This window comes from Oceanidesulfovibrio marinus (assembly GCF_013085545.1).
Classification (GTDB): Bacteria; Desulfobacterota; Desulfovibrionia; order Desulfovibrionales; family Desulfovibrionaceae; genus Oceanidesulfovibrio; species Oceanidesulfovibrio marinus.
Genome location: NZ_CP039543.1, coordinates 1,219,407 through 1,234,553 on the forward strand (window position 1 = coordinate 1,219,407; position 15,147 = coordinate 1,234,553).

14 protein-coding genes are annotated in these 15,147 nt (G+C 62.8%); 4 read left to right on the top strand and 10 right to left on the bottom strand.

Features of this window, described 5'->3' with window-relative positions; genetic code table 11:
* Window positions 1–18: 18 nt before the first annotated feature.
* On the bottom strand, window positions 19–1,236 hold the full coding sequence (locus E8L03_RS05440) for a patatin-like phospholipase family protein (RefSeq protein ID WP_171266779.1): 1,218 nt from the start codon (window positions 1,234–1,236) through the stop codon (window positions 19–21).
* Between the two features lie 340 nt (window positions 1,237–1,576).
* Between E8L03_RS05440 and E8L03_RS05445 the strand changes: the two genes are divergently transcribed.
* The 3 genes from E8L03_RS05445 (at window position 1,577) to E8L03_RS05455 (ending at window position 4,423) form a co-directional block, all read left to right on the top strand.
* On the top strand, window positions 1,577–2,233 hold the full coding sequence (locus E8L03_RS05445; RefSeq protein WP_144305862.1) for an HAD family hydrolase: 657 nt from the start codon (window positions 1,577–1,579) through the stop codon (window positions 2,231–2,233).
* Window positions 2,234–2,494: 261 nt separating this feature from the next.
* The gene (gene sqr / locus E8L03_RS05450; RefSeq protein ID WP_144305861.1) at window positions 2,495–3,739 is read left to right on the top strand and encodes a type III sulfide quinone reductase, selenoprotein subtype; all 1,245 of its coding nucleotides are present in this window, start codon (window positions 2,495–2,497) and stop codon (window positions 3,737–3,739) included.
* A gap of 12 nt (window positions 3,740–3,751) precedes the next feature.
* Complete coding sequence (locus E8L03_RS05455) at window positions 3,752–4,423, top strand: DUF1641 domain-containing protein (RefSeq protein WP_171266780.1); 672 nt, start codon at window positions 3,752–3,754, stop codon at window positions 4,421–4,423.
* A 336-nt stretch (window positions 4,424–4,759) separates the two neighbouring features.
* Here E8L03_RS05455 and E8L03_RS05460 read toward each other — a convergent pair whose 3' ends face one another.
* The 8 genes from E8L03_RS05460 to E8L03_RS05495 form a co-directional block, all read right to left on the bottom strand.
* Entirely contained in the window at window positions 4,760–5,281 is a 522-nt protein-coding gene (locus E8L03_RS05460) for a single-stranded DNA-binding protein (protein WP_144305859.1), read from the bottom strand.
* A 73-nt stretch (window positions 5,282–5,354) separates the two neighbouring features.
* Window positions 5,355–5,717 (bottom strand): hypothetical protein, encoded by a 363-nt coding sequence (locus E8L03_RS05465; protein ID WP_144305858.1) that lies wholly within the window; start codon window positions 5,715–5,717, stop codon window positions 5,355–5,357.
* Window positions 5,718–5,874: 157 nt separating this feature from the next.
* Window positions 5,875–6,525: a biotin attachment protein gene (locus E8L03_RS05470; protein ID WP_171266781.1), complete on the bottom strand. Its 651-nt coding sequence runs from the start codon at window positions 6,523–6,525 to the stop codon at window positions 5,875–5,877.
* A gap of 15 nt (window positions 6,526–6,540) precedes the next feature.
* Window positions 6,541–8,808: a carboxyl transferase domain-containing protein gene (locus tag E8L03_RS05475; protein WP_144305856.1), complete on the bottom strand. Its 2,268-nt coding sequence runs from the start codon at window positions 8,806–8,808 to the stop codon at window positions 6,541–6,543.
* Window positions 8,809–8,833: 25 nt separating this feature from the next.
* Entirely contained in the window at window positions 8,834–10,252 is a 1,419-nt protein-coding gene (locus tag E8L03_RS05480) for a biotin carboxylase N-terminal domain-containing protein (protein WP_144305855.1), read from the bottom strand.
* Between the two features lie 25 nt (window positions 10,253–10,277).
* Window positions 10,278–10,673: a PilZ domain-containing protein gene (locus E8L03_RS05485; RefSeq protein WP_144305854.1), complete on the bottom strand. Its 396-nt coding sequence runs from the start codon at window positions 10,671–10,673 to the stop codon at window positions 10,278–10,280.
* 39 nt (window positions 10,674–10,712) lie between these two features.
* On the bottom strand, window positions 10,713–11,453 hold the full coding sequence (locus E8L03_RS05490) for an OmpA/MotB family protein (protein ID WP_235896645.1): 741 nt from the start codon (window positions 11,451–11,453) through the stop codon (window positions 10,713–10,715).
* Entirely contained in the window at window positions 11,440–12,201 is a 762-nt protein-coding gene (locus E8L03_RS05495; RefSeq protein ID WP_144305853.1) for a motility protein A, read from the bottom strand. The genes E8L03_RS05490 and E8L03_RS05495 overlap by 14 nt, the downstream gene beginning before the upstream one ends.
* 152 nt (window positions 12,202–12,353) lie before the next feature.
* On the opposite strand from E8L03_RS05495, the gene E8L03_RS05500 reads away from it, so the two are divergent.
* A complete protein-coding gene (locus E8L03_RS05500; protein WP_171266782.1) occupies window positions 12,354–13,208 on the top strand; it encodes a purine-nucleoside phosphorylase in 855 nt (284 codons plus the stop codon).
* Between the two features lie 102 nt (window positions 13,209–13,310).
* Here the strand turns inward: E8L03_RS05500 and E8L03_RS05505 are convergent, their stop codons facing one another.
* Window positions 13,311–15,128, bottom strand: coding sequence for an SPOR domain-containing protein (locus E8L03_RS05505; RefSeq protein WP_171266783.1), 1,818 nt, complete (start codon window positions 15,126–15,128; stop codon window positions 13,311–13,313).
* Window positions 15,129–15,147: the final 19 nt, after the last annotated feature.

Below are 15,147 nucleotides of genomic sequence, written 5' to 3' on the forward strand. Positions count from 1 at the left end.
ATCACAACGGAAATGCCGCTACGGCGTGAAGCCCGGCGGGTGGTCCTGCCAGGCGGCACCGGCCAGGGAACGCTCCCGGCCCAGATCGAAGAGCGTATTCATCACGCCGGGATCGAAGATCTTGGTGGTCGCCGGCACGAAGCTGTCCGGAATGAAGGTGAGGTTGTAGTCGAAGCCGTCGCGGTTGGCGAGCAGGTAGAGCCGGTCCAGAGCGCCGATGCCCTGGTTGCGGATCAGGCTGGATACCGCTGTGCCGGCAATGTCGGCAAGCTTGCGCTTGACCGGGTCGTACGTGCCCGCGACCTTGTTGTTCATGATGATGTACATGTTCTTCTCACGGTCGTGGAAGTTGGCCCCCTGCGCGGCAGCCGCGCTTGTGGGGTCTATAAATGGCCCGTAGAGGAAGACCTGCGTAACCACGCCGCCGTCCACATGCATCTCGTCATACTTGTGCCCCGCGGCCTTCACTTCAATATACTGCGGCGGAAAGACAGCCGGAATGGACGACGAGGCGAGCAGGACCTCGCGGAAAAGATCGAGCCGGCCAGCCTTGGCGATGCGCCCCATGTCCCAGATCATGGACCGCTGCGCATCCAGGTTGGTGGTGGCGATGAACAGCCGGCGGCCCTTGTCGTGCTCAGCTGCGATGGCCTTGAGCATCTTCGCGTCGATGTACTTGGCGGCGAGCTCGGCCAGTGGTTTGGTGTCGGCTATGGAGTCGCCGCCGATGATCTGGAAGATGCGCTTGAGGATAAACACCTTCTTGGCGTCGATGGTGGTGTACACCTTGCGCAGCTGATCGTCGTACTTCGGCCCCAGGAAGGCGAAGGGCGCGATGAGCGAGCCGGTGGACACGCCGGTGACGAGGTCGAACTCTGGCCGGTCGCCTGCCTGTGTCCAGCCGAAGAGAACGCCCGCACCGTAGGCACCGTAATCACCGCCTCCGGAGATGGCCAGGAAGTTGAGCGGATCGGCTGTCGGCCAGGGCAGTCCCCTGGATTCGTAGTACGCCTGCCGCTGTTTGACTGATTCCACGAGCGTGTGCTGGAAGGCCGGGTTGAACTCATCCGCCCACGTGCGCACGCTCTGCAGGCCGTCTACCTGGGCCATGTCCTCATACTTCTCGGGCAGGGCCCTGCGCGGCAGCGCAGCGCAGGAGGTGAGCAGGATCGCTGCGGCGGCCAGCACCAGCAGCGTTTTCAGACAGGCGTAGCCCGGATGGGTGAATCGGGTCATGGAATCCTCATGGCACTGTTTGGGAAGGGCAAAAATATCACGCCTCTGCCAAGCTTAGTATGTGTATCAGATAAAGTGATCGAATCAAAATCATCGATTCGGCGCTTCGGCGCGGCATATTCCGGGTATCCGACCATGCACGAGAGGAGATTCCGCCGCACCGTTGGAGCCCCGCGCAGTCGGAAGCCTCCGCCCGGCAAGAGTTCGCGGCGGCATCGCGCTGCCTGGGCGAGCGCTTCTTCAGCAGGTGAGAAGGTTTTGACCACTGTTGACTCCACACGCCAAAAGGAGTCCAAAGATACAATGTCCCTGTATCCCGCCCTGCTCTATGGAGAACTCAATGACCGAGACATCGAAGACGCCTGATTCCCAAGCCCCCGTCACCACACTGTTCTGCGACGTCGGCGGCGTGCTGCTCACCAACGGCTGGGACCGCAACGCCCGCAGCCTGGCCGCCGAGACCTTCCAGCTCGACGCCGAGGACATGAACGAGCGACACCACCTCACCTTCGATACCTACGAGGAAGGAGAGCTCAGCCTGGACGAGTACCTCGACCGGCTGGTGTTCTTCAAACCTCGATCTTTTACTCGGGAAACGTTCAGGAAGTTCATGTTCGACCAGTCCAAGCCCTATCCGGAGATGATCGAGCTGGTACGCCGGATGAAGGCGGAGCACGGCCTCAAGATCGTGGTGGTCAGCAACGAGGGCCGGGAGCTCACCGAGCACCGCATCCGCACCTTTGCCCTGGACTGCTTTGTGGATGTCTTCGTGTCTTCGAGCTTCGTGCACTTCCGCAAGCCCGACAAGAAGATCTTCCGCCTCGCCCTGGACATCGGCCAGGCAAAGCCGGATGAGGTGGTCTACATCGACGACCGCTCCCTGTTCGTGGAGGTGGCCTCCTCGATAGGCATCCGCGGCATCGTGCACAAAGACCTCGCGAGCACACGGCAGCAGCTTGAAGCCATGACCTACAGCACGTCGCCCTGCCCGATTTGATCTTCTCGCAGCATGCACGGACGTTTTTCGGGGAAAACGAGCCGCCAGCTGCGACCACCTGAAGCCGCTCGGTCTCGCCCCGGCCAATCCCGGCCCGGGCCAGACGTGTTGTGCCATTCCATGGGGAAAAACGAAATCTTTTGCCCCGTCCCGCAGACTGTGCTCTAACAGTACATGGTGGAATCCTTTCGAAACGCCCGGAGAATGCACTCGGCAACAAAACGACAGGCAACCCGCCTTGCTGCCTGGAGGAGGTAGGCCATGCGCAAGATTCTGATCATCGGCTCCGGCGCCGGCGGCACCATTGTCGCCAACCAGCTCCGCAAGGAGCTTTCGGACTCGGACTGGTCCATCACCATCATCGATCGCAGCGACAGGCACCACTACCAGGCCGGCTGGCTCTTCATCCCCTTCGGCATCTACTCGCTGGAGGAGTGCATCAAGCCCAAGCGGGAGTTCATTCCCAAGGGAGTGGATTTCGTTCTCGACGAGGTGACGCGCGTGGATGTCGAGAACCGGAAGGTGGAAACGCGGCTGGCCTCCTATGACTACGACTATCTGGTCATCGCCACGGGCTGCCGGGTCAAGCCGGACGAGGTGGAGGGCATGGAGGAAGGCTGGGGCACGGACATCCACACCTTCTACACGCCGGACGGCGCCGAGGCCCTGCGCAAGCCGCTGAAGTACTTCACCTGCGGCAAGCTCGTGGTGAACATTGCCGAGCTGCCGTACAAGTGCCCCATCGCGCCGCTGGAGTTCGTGTTCATGGCGGACTGGTACTTCACCGCCACAGGCGTGCGCGACGCCGTGGAGATCGAGCTGGTCACGCCCCTGGACGGCGTGTTCACCAAGCCCGTGGCGTCCAAGGCCCTGGGCGTGATCGCCGAGAAAAAGAAGATTCTGGTCACGCCAAACTATCAGGTGGCCAAGGTGGATGTGAAGAACAAGACCCTGGAGTCGCACGACGGCCGGGAGGTGGGCTATGACCTGCTGGTCTCCATCCCGCCCAACTTCGGCGCCGACGCGCTCATCGAATCCGAGCTCACCGACCCCATGGGTTACGTGCCCACGGACAAGCACACGCTCAAGGCACAGGGGCTGGATCGGGTCTACGTCCTGGGCGACGCCACCAACGTGCCCACATCCAAGGCCGGCTCCGTGGCCCATTACCAGTCGTACACCCTGGTCGAGAACCTGCTGCGCGAGATCGACGGCCACGAACCGCTGCCCACCTTTGACGGCCACGCCACCTGCTTTCTGGACTCCGGCTTCGAGAAAGCCATCCTGCTGGACTTCAACTACGACGTGGAGCCGCTGCCCGGAAAGTTCCCCTTCCCCGGTCTGGGACCGTTCAGCCTGTTGCAGGAGACCCTCTCCAACCACTGGGGCAAGATGATGTTCCGCTGGGTGTACTGGAATCTGATGATGAAGGGGCTGGACTTGCCGCTGGAAAGCCAGATGACCCTGGCCGGCAAGGTGCGCAAGGGCGCCGAGTGCACAATCTAGGGGAGGTGCGACATGGCACACAACGATGAGGTGCTGGAGCGGTTGAGCGCCCTCGAGTCGCAGGTCGCCCTTCTGGTGGAACGCATCGAGCCCGTTACGCGCTCTGCCCGATCCGTAGAGGAGCTCAAGAACGAGCTGGCCCCGCGGGTGGAGGAGGCCGTGCGCGCCCTCATCGTGGAGCTCTCGGACGTGGAGGCCGACTTCCTGCTCGAAGACATGCTCTTCCTGCTCAAGAAGAGCCTGCGCAACGTGCGCAACCTCACCTTCATGATGGAGTCCATGAGCAACCTCATCGACTTTGCCGCCACGGCCGAGCCGCTGCTGAAGACGACCATCCACCAATGGATTCAGGAGCTGGACGAGCTGGACAAACGCGGGGTGTTCTCGTTGCTCAGAAAACAGCTTGAGCTTTTGGAGCGCATCGCGGACGAGTTCGACGAGGACGACCTGAACGCCATGAACGACAGTCTGGTCGGCCTGCTGGGCCTGGCGCGAGGGCTTGGAGACAAGAACGCCGTGGCCGTGCTGGAACGGCTGGCCGCCGCACCGGCCAAGGTGGATCTGGACACGGTCCAACCCGTGGGCCTGCGGGGCATGGTGCGCGCGGCCCGCGATCCGGAGGTGCGCCGCGGCATTGGCGTGATGCTCGAGCTGCTCAAAGCCGTGGGCAGCAACGGTCAGTGAGTTGCGAGGGCTCCGCCCTCACGCTCCTGCCAGGGACTGACGTCCCTGGACCCGTTTCTGCGGTCCAGAGGAACTGAATTCCCCTGGCAGGGGTATGGGGACGGCGTCCCCATCGAAAGGGAAAGGGAGAGCCTTCCAGCGGAAAGCTCTCCCTTGGCAATGTTTGAAGCAGCGAAGAATCAAGAAACAGGAAGAGGAGCCTCTCAACAATAGAAAGTTTGTTCTGTGGCAAGAAAGGCGAGTTTCGCGCGAAGGAAGTATATGCGAAAATATTCGACCTTCGGGCGGAACGAGCCTGACGCCGCCACAGGGCAAAAGATCACTGTTGGGTGGCTTCTAAAACGGAACGTCGTCCATGCCGCTGGCCTCGGACGGGAAGGCCGGTCCCATGTCCTCGTCCGGGTAGTCCGGCGGTCCCTGCTCGCGGGGGCCCTGCTGGCGTCCCTGCTGGCCTTGCTGCTGCCGCTGCTGCGGACGGCCACCCTGCTGCGGGCGCTGGCCCTGAAAATCGCCCTCGCCGTCGCGCTGGCTGTCCAGGAACTGGACGTTGAAGGCCTTGATCTCGGTGGTGTAGCGGTCCTGGCCCTGCTGGTCCTGCCACTTGCGGGTCTGCAGGCTGCCCTCCACGTAGGCCAGGCGGCCCTTGCGCAGATAGTTGGCCACGGTCTCGGCCTGGCGGCCCCAGACCACGACCCGGTGCCACTCGGTCTGGTCCACCTTGTTGCCGTCGCGATCCTTGTAGGACTCGTCGGTGGCAAGGGTGAGGTTGCAGACAGGTGAGCCGCCCTGGGTGTAACGAAGCTCGGGATCACGCCCCAAGCGCCCGATAATCATAACTTTATTCAGGCTTCCGGCCATGCGTTGCCTCCATAAAATATCGTTTGATGCGAGCTCCCAGACTGACACGGGAGGACGCACCGGTCAATTCGAATCAATCTTCAGCCTTGGGCGCCATCTTCTCCAGCTTGGCCAGAGCATCCTCGATCTCGTAGGAAAGCGTGTCGGCGGTGTGCGGGTCCCAGTCCGAGAGCGCGCGCTCCAGCTTGGACTTGCGGTCCTGCGCCGTGGCCAGGACAGGCTCCATGTCAGCCACAAGCTCCTTGGACCAGTCGCCGAAGCGGGCCTGGTCGGCCAGGGCGTCCACCATCTCCAGCAGGCCGATCGTGGGCTCGGGGCCCGGAGCGCCGGAGCCTCGCGCAGGCCACGCCAGGGCCGTGAGGCGCGGATAACGCTCCTCCACGTCCTCGGGCCGGTAGGTGTAGGCGCTCACGCGAATCTGCAGAATCTTGCCCATCCGGCACCTCCTCGCTTCTGACCTGCCGCCGCAGGCTGTTGTCCTGGCCGCACTATATGCGGCGGTCTGGTTCCCGGACGACTCATGGCCCGGCGCGGTATGCCGAACGCCGGACGACGACTGCCCGGTCCACGCGCAGACGCGGCCGCAGGCGGTGCTACTGCCGCTCCACCCACTCGGTCTGCACGCGCACCACCACGTCCTCGATCTGCGAGAGCTGGTCCGGCGGGCAGACGCCGATGAGCGGCGCGCCCATGTCCACGTTCTCGTTGGGCTGGAAGTACACAGCATAGATGACCCCTTCCGGTCCCTCGTAGAACACCGGGGACTCCCGCTTCATGCGCGACATAATGAGCAGCTCCATGCCGGGCCGCACCGTGATGGAGCTGGCGCCCGAGGACTTGACCTTCTGGTCGATGTCCGGCGTGAAGTAGTACTTGGCGCGCTCCGGCGCGGGGAAGAGGTACAAGGTTTGTTTGAGGATGATGGAGATGACCTCGTCCTTGGAGAGATAGTGGCGCAGCGTGGCTATCTGCTGGCCGGCCTCCACGAACTGCCCTCCCAGCTCCTTGTTCAGCGAGACGACCTCGCCGGACTCGGTGGCGTTGATGGGCTTCTTGTTGCGCTCGCGCTCGATGTGGGCGAGCACGGTGCCGGGCTTCTCCTTGTAGGTTCCCGTAACGCCGGCAACGGTATCGCCAGGCTTCAGTTCCGGGAATGTAAGCACGCCGGTATGCGGCGTGTAGACATTCTGTTCCTCGTACGGGGAGGCTTTGAGCTCTTCGAGGAGCTTCGTGATGTCGAGCACTCGATCCTCCCGTGCTTAACGGTAGTAGAGGTTGCGGCCGCCCATGGTGAGCAGGGCCTGTTGGAGATTGCCGCGCACCTCGCGGCGGTCCCAGATGCCTTGGATGTGCCCGCGGGACAGGGCCCGGTACGCCTTGTGGTAGTCCGGGGGAATGTCCATGCCCGTGGTCTCCTTGATGACGCCCGGACCGGCAAAGCCGATGTTGGCCGAACGGATGGAGAACTGGTACGGCGAGCAGCCCAGAAACGACGCCACAGGGCCGGCGTAGGAGTTCGTGTCGTAGAGCACGAGGTAGAGCCCGCCGGCGTCGATGTAGCGGCGTATGGCCATGGTGCAGCGCGGCATCTGGATGACGCCGTTGACGCCTTCCTGGATGCGGATGCCGGCCGTGCCGTGCACATAGGCCAGGAAGGGAAAGTGCTTCTTGCGGGCGCGTTCGGCCGCACGATAGAACTTCTCGCCCTCGGCCGCGCCCACGGAGCCGCCGCGGAAGTCGGCTGTAAGCATGGCCACGATGAGCTGGATGCCGTCGATGCGGGCCTCGAAGGTCTTGCAGGCGCTTTTCAGACCGGTCTTCTTCTTGGCCTGCTCCAGCTTCTGGGCAAATCCTTCGTAGTCCAGCGGGTTCTGCGACTCGATCTCTTCATTGAACTCATAGATCGAGTTGGCATCGAAGACGTTGTAAAGATACCAGTGGTACTCCATGCGGAAGTGGTGGCCGCAGTAGCTGCACACGCCGGCGAAGTCGCCGTACAGGTCCGGCGCCCAGAGATCCAGGCAGCCGTGGGTGGCGGCGTTGGGGCAGCTTATGGCGCGGTCCTCGCGGGCTTTGGGGCTCACGTACTTCCAGGCGCCGCTCTGCGAGCCGTTCTCCTCTTCCCAATAGGAAAGCTGGGTGAGCTGCTGCTCCTTTTCCGGCGGCAGCGCCTTGGGCTTGGAGAGCACGTTCCTGAGCTTGTTCACCGGCGTCAGCACCCGGTCCCACACGTACGAAACTTCCGCGCCGACCTCTTCCACGGTGCGCCGCACTTTTTTGGAGTGCTTGCGGAACATGTCGTACTTGAAGAAGGAGTACACGGACCAGAGCATCTCGTACGCCGAGGAGTGCGCCCGTTTCCACGTGGGCCGCGGATCGAGGAAGGCCTTGCGGCTCATGTTGCCGAAGCGCTTGTAGCGGCGGACCAGCAGGTCCTCGCGCGCATTGGCCGACAGGCCCCAGCGTACGTACAGGCTCTCGGCGTCGGTGCGTGTGGTCTGCATGCGCTTGCGCCGACGCAGGGCCCAGGCGCGGAAGAGCTTGATGCCGCGGACCTTGAGCACGACTTCGTCCGTGGCGCTGATGACCTCCTGCCGCAGCAGCTTGAAGAAGTCGTAGTGCTCGGGACGCGCGCCCAACGGAGGCTCGGGCACGATGCGGTCGATGTAGCCCATGCGCTTGTTGTCTTCGGCAGTGATCTTCAGATTCCTGGCCGCGTTCTCGATGAACTCCACGGGAGCGCGCTGGCCCTGGCGGATGCCGGACTCGATGGCCGCGGCGCCCTCGGGCGAAATGACCGAGTAATAGCCGTGGGAGAGCATCAGCCTTTTGTCGGCCAGGCCGATGGCCTCCGCGCCGCCGGAGCCGCCCTCAGAGAAGACAGCGATGACGGGCACCTTGAGCGAGGCCATCTCGTAGAGGTTCTTGGCGATCTGCTGCGCCGCGCCGGGGTAGTCCTCGATGGGATAGGAGCCGGGCGTGAAGACGTAGGTGTGGATCGGAATGTTCTCGGTCTCGGCGACCTTCATGTAGTGCAGCGCCTTGGCGTTGCCCCAGGGCTTGACCGATCCGCCGTTGCGGAACTCCTGGCCGTGGCCCTTTTCCTGGCCGATGACCATGACAGGCTGGTGCTGCACGCGGCCGCGCATGCGCCGGGTGATGTAGGCCCGGGCGATGAGCATGGAGGGGTCGATGGAGTACTCGTCCTGACCGCCGATCTCGGTGTAGTTGTCGTAGACGTTTTCCAGGATGTCCTTGAGACAGATGCGCTGGGGATGGCGGACGATGCGCACCTTGTCCATGGGGGTGAGCTCGCGTTCGAGCCTGTTCTCCTGGAAGGTAAAGAGGTCTTCGAGGGACGCGAGCTCGCGCACCTTGTCCGGGAACGCCAGGGTAGGCTCGCGCTTCAGGAACTCGTCGAGCTTGGTCTTGAGGAGCTCGATATGCTCGTTGGTCCTGTTCCCGAAGATATCCTGGATGTATCTGAGTCGCTCGCCGAGGAGCTGGAGTTTCTTATCGGTATCCATGGTGAATCGTATTGGTACGGAAGCGCTAGAATTCCAGCAGCTCGTCCGTTTTTTCCTTGAGGAAGGCGAGGTTGGATTTCAGGGGCCGGCCTTGCGCGTCCTTGCCTTCGAGGACGAATGCGTCGATGAGCTGCTTGCCGCGGGCCTTGGCCTGTTCGAGATCCTTGCCCCAGACAATGGCCAGCGCCAGGTTGGGGTCGTACTCCGTGGGGATCTCGTAGGGGTCGTCCGTGGGGACCTGGGTGTAGACCTGGAGCCAGTCGTGCTCGGGCCAGCCGTACTTCTCGATGCGGCCGATCCACGGCGCGAACTTGTTGGCCGGGTCCTCGGCGATGATCCGGTACTCGATGCCCACGCCCTCGAATGTGATGTCGGACTGAGTATAGCCCATCTCGTCGCCCAGACCCAGACGAATCTGCTCGGCAATGAGGTCCACGTTCGGGTCGCCCTTGATCCGGGAGATCATGGCGGAAACGCCGTTCTCCACCTGGATGCGGGTGTTGACCTCCATGAGGAAGGGCTTGCCCACGGGAGTGACGATCCACTCCCACGTGCCCACAGAGTCGTAACCCACCTTGGAAGCCATCTTCAGGGAGTGGTCCACGATGTCGTTGAGCACCTTGTTGCCGTTGAAGCGGTAGGAGATGGAGTCCGGCGCGAACCCGGGGGCGACCTCCACGCGCTTCTGCCGGCCCGTGGACTGGATGGTGCAGTTGCGGGTGCCGAAGTGGACCGGCGGCTCGCCGGTTCTGCTGGCCAGCACCTGCACTTCGAGGTGGTTGAACTCGTGGACGCGTTGCTCGATGAGCACGCCCTCGTCGTTGAACTGCCGCATAGCGTAGTTGCGGATGCGTCGGTACACAGAGCGGAACATGTCCGGGTCGTGCACCTCTTCGATGCCCATGCCGCCGCCTCCGGCCGAGGCCTTGACCAGGACCAGGGGCTTGTCGATGCCCTGCTCGGCCTGGAAGGCGAAGAGGCTTTCGGCGATCTCCTCGGCTTCAAGCTCATCGTAGATGGGCTTGTCCGAGCCTGGGACCGTGGGCACCTCCAGGGTGCGCGCCAGGCGCTTCGTATTGATCTTGTCTCCCAGGTCGCGGATGACGCGCCAGGACGGTCCGATGAATATGAGCTTGCGGTTGCGCTCCGTCACCCGGCGGGCGAATCGGAAGTCCTCTGCAAAGAAACCGTAGCCGGGATGCACTGCGGTCGCGCCGCTGGCGTCGGCCACAGCCATGATCTCGTTGGCGTCGTGGTAGGAGGCCACCCGGTAGAGGCTCTTTTCGCCGCCCTTCTCGCGCGCAAGGCGCACGTGGCCGGACTGTGCATCCGCCTCGGTGTACAGGGCCACGAAATCGTGTCCGAGCTTCATGCAGGCGCGCATGATGCGCACCGCTATCTCGCCCCGGTTGGCCACCAGGACCTTATGTCGTGAAACACTCACAAATCGTATCCTTACAAGAATTGGGTCAGTCGTTGTCGGGATCCTGGCTGGATTCCCGAGCGCGCTTCTGATTGATCATCCGCTTCTGCGTCTCGAGAACGAGCTTGTCCAGCCTGGCTTCGTTGCGCGGGTCGAGCTCCTCGAAGCTCACGCCCACCTGCCCGTCTGGCAGTAAACGCTGCACCTTGGCGTACAATCCGGAAACATAGGACTGGTCCTCCATGAACACTTCGCATTCAAAGACCTCGCCCCACTGAAAGCTGCCCTCGGACGCCATAATGCACATGCCGACGGCGCTCAGGTCCCGTGCTGGATAGCTCTCCTCGCGTTCGGGGATATACACCCGAAGCCCGTGCACATTCACGCGATATGCGCGACGCTTGTTGTCGCGATCCGGAACGTTGAATTTAAACTTGTCCACGCGGACCTCTGCCGGGAAATAGAGCCGTCACGTCCGGCGTCAAGGGTTACCCACCCGTTTTTCGAGCACAAACTCCACCCGCCGGTTCTTGGCGCGGTTGTCCGGCGAGGTGTTGGGATAGATCGGGTCCATGTCCGCCAGACCGGTCGCCGTCATCCTGCTTGCTTCCACGCCGTCCTCCAGCAAAAGGCGCAGCACATTGACCGCGCGCATTGCGGAGAGCTCCCAGTTGTCCTTGAATCGGCTGTCCTCCGGGGGCGGCGTGTTATCGGTAAATCCGCGGATGTCGATATGCTGATCGTTCCGCTGGATGAACAAATCCTTGAGCTGCGACAGCACCTTGCGGCCTTCGGGCGTAATCTCGGCCTTTCCCGGAGCAAAAAGCACCCCGGAGGGCAGGCGCAGGGTAATGACGCCTTCGTCGAAGACCGCTCCGATGACGCCTTCGAGCCCCTTGCGGTTCATGAAGGTGCGCATCTCGGTGTAGACCTTGCGCTGGTCGGCCAAAAGCTGGCGCTGGAGCAGCACGGACTCCATGATCGCGCCCTCTTCCTGCTCCACCCGCATGTGGGTGGCGGTCATGCCTTCCCTGCCCAAGGCCTGGCGCACCGCAGTAAATGAGTCGGTGAAGCGCGTCAAGTCTATTGTGGACATGGAGTACAGCAGCACGAAGAACACGAGCAGGAGCATGCACACGTCGGCGAAGGTGACGATCCACTCATCTGGCCCGTCATTGTCTTCGTCGATCCCCACTCCTACCGGGAATTCATTGTCTGCCACCGGAACGACGCTCCTTGGGTGAAATGAACGAGGACAACTTCTCGTAGACCAGGCGCGGGTTGTTATTTTCCAGAATCGACTTCGCGCCCTCGAAGATGATGTTCAGCTGCACCTCTTCCTGCAAGGTCCTGGCCTTGAGCTTGCCCGCGATGGGAATGAACAGCAGGTTGGCCATGAGCGCGCCGTAGAACGTTGTCAGGATGGCCACGGCCATGGCCGGCCCAATGGACTTTGGATCATCGAGCTGGGAGAGCATCTGCACCAAGCCGATGAGCGTTCCGATCATTCCAAAGGCCGGCGCGTACATGCCCAGGCGCTTGAACACGGCGATGGACACGTTGTGGCGCCGCTTCATGGTCGCGATCTCGATCATCACCGTGTCGCGGATGAGCATGGGGTCGGCGTTGTCGGCGATGAGCTGGCACGCCTTCTTGAGCAGCGCGTTCTCGGTCTTGATCTTCTCCAGGGCCACCAGGCCTTCCCGGCGGCTGATCTCGGCGATGCGCACCATGGTCGAGACCACTTCCTGCGGCTTGACCTTTTTAATTCCAAAGGCGCGTGCGCCGCCGCCGAACGCCTGGAGCACTTCTTCCAGGGGAAATGTCACACAGGTAGCCGCGAACGTTCCGCCGATGACGATCATCAAGCCTGGAATGTTCACGAATATGGAGATGGACCCACCGAGGAAGATGGCGCCGAGCACCAGTGCGAATCCTACGATGATTCCAAATAGCGTTGCAATATCCATTGTCCGTGCCTAAGCTTGCTCCGCCTGCTGCGGAGGAGTTATGCCGAAGCCCGGGTATGTCCGCAGCTTCAACGACCTGTGCATCCTCTTCAAGTCCTTCCCAAAATCGCCCACTGCGATGGGAAGAACCTTTAACTTCCGGGGTGGATTGTATGCAAAAACCTGAAAAAGTCCAGGAAGCCGTAGAGGTTATTCGCGCCATGCCCCAGGTGCGCCAAATGCCGCGCCTGGGTCTTGTTCTCGGCACGGGTCTGGGCGGAGCAGCCTCTGCTCTGAAAACAGATTATTCCGTGCCATATGAGGACATTGCAGGCTTCCCTACCTCCACCGTGCATAGCCATTCCGGCCGTCTTGCCTTCGGCTCCCTGGCCGGCGTGCCCGTTGCCGCGCTCATGGGCCGCTTCCATCTGTACGAAGGGTATACCCCCGAAGAGGTCGCCTTCGGCGTGCGCGTCCTGGCCGGCCTCGGCATCCACACCCTGGTGGTCACCAACGCGGCCGGAGCCCTGAACCCGCTATTCGACGCCGGCTCCCTGATGGCGGTTACCGACCACATCAACCTGACCGGGACAAGCCCCCTGACCGGCCCGAACCACGACGCCTGGGGGCCGCGCTTTCCGGATATGAGCCGCGCCTACGATCCGTTCCTGGTCCAGGCCGCCATGGACGCCGCCATGCGCATAGGCATCCGTCTGGAAAAAGGCGTCTACATTGGCGTTCGCGGTCCGCAGCTGGAAACGCCGGCCGAGACGCGCATGCTGCGCGCCCTGGGCGCGGACGCCGTGGGCATGTCCACGGTGATGGAGGTGCTGGCGGCCCGGCACATGGGCCTGCGGGTGCTGACAATCTCGTCCCTGACCAACAAAAACCTGCCCGACTGCATGGCCGAGACCAGCCTGGAGCAGGTCGTCGCCGCGGCGGAAGCATCCTCCCAAAATCTGGGCAGGCTGCTCGCGGAGCTGGCGCCGGCCCTGGACACCCCGAGTCGCGGCAACGATGCTGCTTAGCACATTTTAACCTCGACCCCAAACTCCCAGCGCAAACAATTTGCTATTGTCTTAAATGCTTGCATACGCGCATCCTAACCTTTCTTAAGGTTGTGCCATGCGCTAGAACTTCGACTCCGGAATCTTGAGGATCACCAGGTCCGTGAGCCCGAAGCGCTTCTTGAGCTCTTCCTTGATGTCCTTGGTTTCCTGCAGCTTCTTGCGCGGCCCGATCATCACCCGGTACCACAGCCCCTTGTTCTTGACCTGCGAGGGCACCACATGGGCGCGGATGCCGCGCTTCTTGAGATCAGCCACGCGGTTCACGGCGCGGTACTCCTCGCGCCAGGAGCTCTCCAGCACGGCGTAGACCATACCCGGCTCGGCAATACTCGCGACCCTGGGCCTGGTCGCATTGTGCTGCTGCGATTCCGCTTCGGCTGTGCCTGCCTGGGTCGCATTGTCCGCGGCCGGTTTGGGAGCTGCCGGTTTGGGCGCGCTCATGGCCGTGGCGACCTGCGTCGCGTTGTGGGGCGCATTACGAGGCGCAGTCGCATTCGCTCCAGCCGCCGTGGGGACGACCGGCTTGGGCTCAGCCTTCTCTGGCTCGGCCTTCTTGCGTTCGGCGATTTTAGGCTCAACCACCTGAGGCACTGCTGACCGGTTGGCGGAGATGGCGCTCTGAGCGGCCCGCTCCGCCGTGGCGTTTTTCGCGGCTGCTGCGACGGTGGAAACTTGCGCGGCCGCACTTTCGCCGGCCTGCCGCGAGGGTGCAGGGGAAGGCGCCGCTGTCGTATTGGCGGGGCTCACCTTCGAGGCGCTTGCGCTCAAAGATGTCGCATTGGCGGAAGTCGCGTTGGCCCTGTGCCCGGCCAGGCTGGCGTTGCCCGCTGCCAACGTGCCGTTCATGTCCTCAAAGCCGGGCGACTCGATGACCGTCACAGAGCCTTCGTGGCTCATGTTCAGACCGGACTCTTTGGTGGGGCCGGCAGTCTTGTTGCCGCCTTCGACCTCCAAGGCCTCTCTGGTCGCATTGGCCTCCGCCTGCTGTGATTTTTCTGTCTGCGCCGCGGCGGCCTCGTCGGCTCGGACGGCCGTGGCTGCGCGTGCGGCCCGCGTGGCATTGACGCTCCTGGTGCCGTTCGTGCCCAGGATGTATCCGGGAATCCGCCGTTCCTCCACCACCTCCCAGCCGTCACCGGTTTTCTCCGGAGCCTGTCCCGCGCTCTCCTGGTTGGCGCTCTCCTGGCCGGGTTGGCTCGTGTCCGGAGCGAGCGACTCCAACCGCCCCAACGGTCCTGCTTCGGCATCGGGAGCGGCCACGGAGGTCTGGGGCTCGTCCTTACGCTGCTCTTTCAACAAGGCGGCGCGGAGAAAGGCGCGCTTCATGGTGGCGTCGGCCAGGACCCTGTTGTCCCCGGCCAGCTCATAGGCGGTCTCGCTCTCGGCCTTGGCCTGTTCCAGCTGCCCTTCCAGCTTGTAGATGACAGCGAGAAAGGCGTGGGGCACCCAGTTCTTTCCGTACAGCTCGGTGGATCGCTCGAAATAGACGCGGGCATTGTGGAACTCGCCCAGCTCGAAAGCGGCGAAGCCGGCCCCTTCCTGGGCAAGCTCCCAGTCCGGGCTCTCATCGATGGCTAATTTGAAATGCCGGAACGCCGGCTTCCACTTCTTGGCGGAGAAGTAGGCGTCGCCCTTGCGCCAGTTGATGACCGCCGGCGAAGCGCCCTGGGCCAGCGCAATATCATACTGCTCCAGCGCGCCGTTGAGCGAGCCGGCCTTGAGATACGCCAGCCCCCTGCGCTCGGCGGCCGTGGTCGGTTCCGGCGGTGCGAGGGTGTTGGAAGCGGATCTGGCTCCCTGGCACGCAGTCAGGCCGAAGGCGGCAATGGCGAGATACAGCAGCAACGCCGCACCGCGGCGGCCAAGGAACGTGGTCATGCTCGCACTCTCCACACAA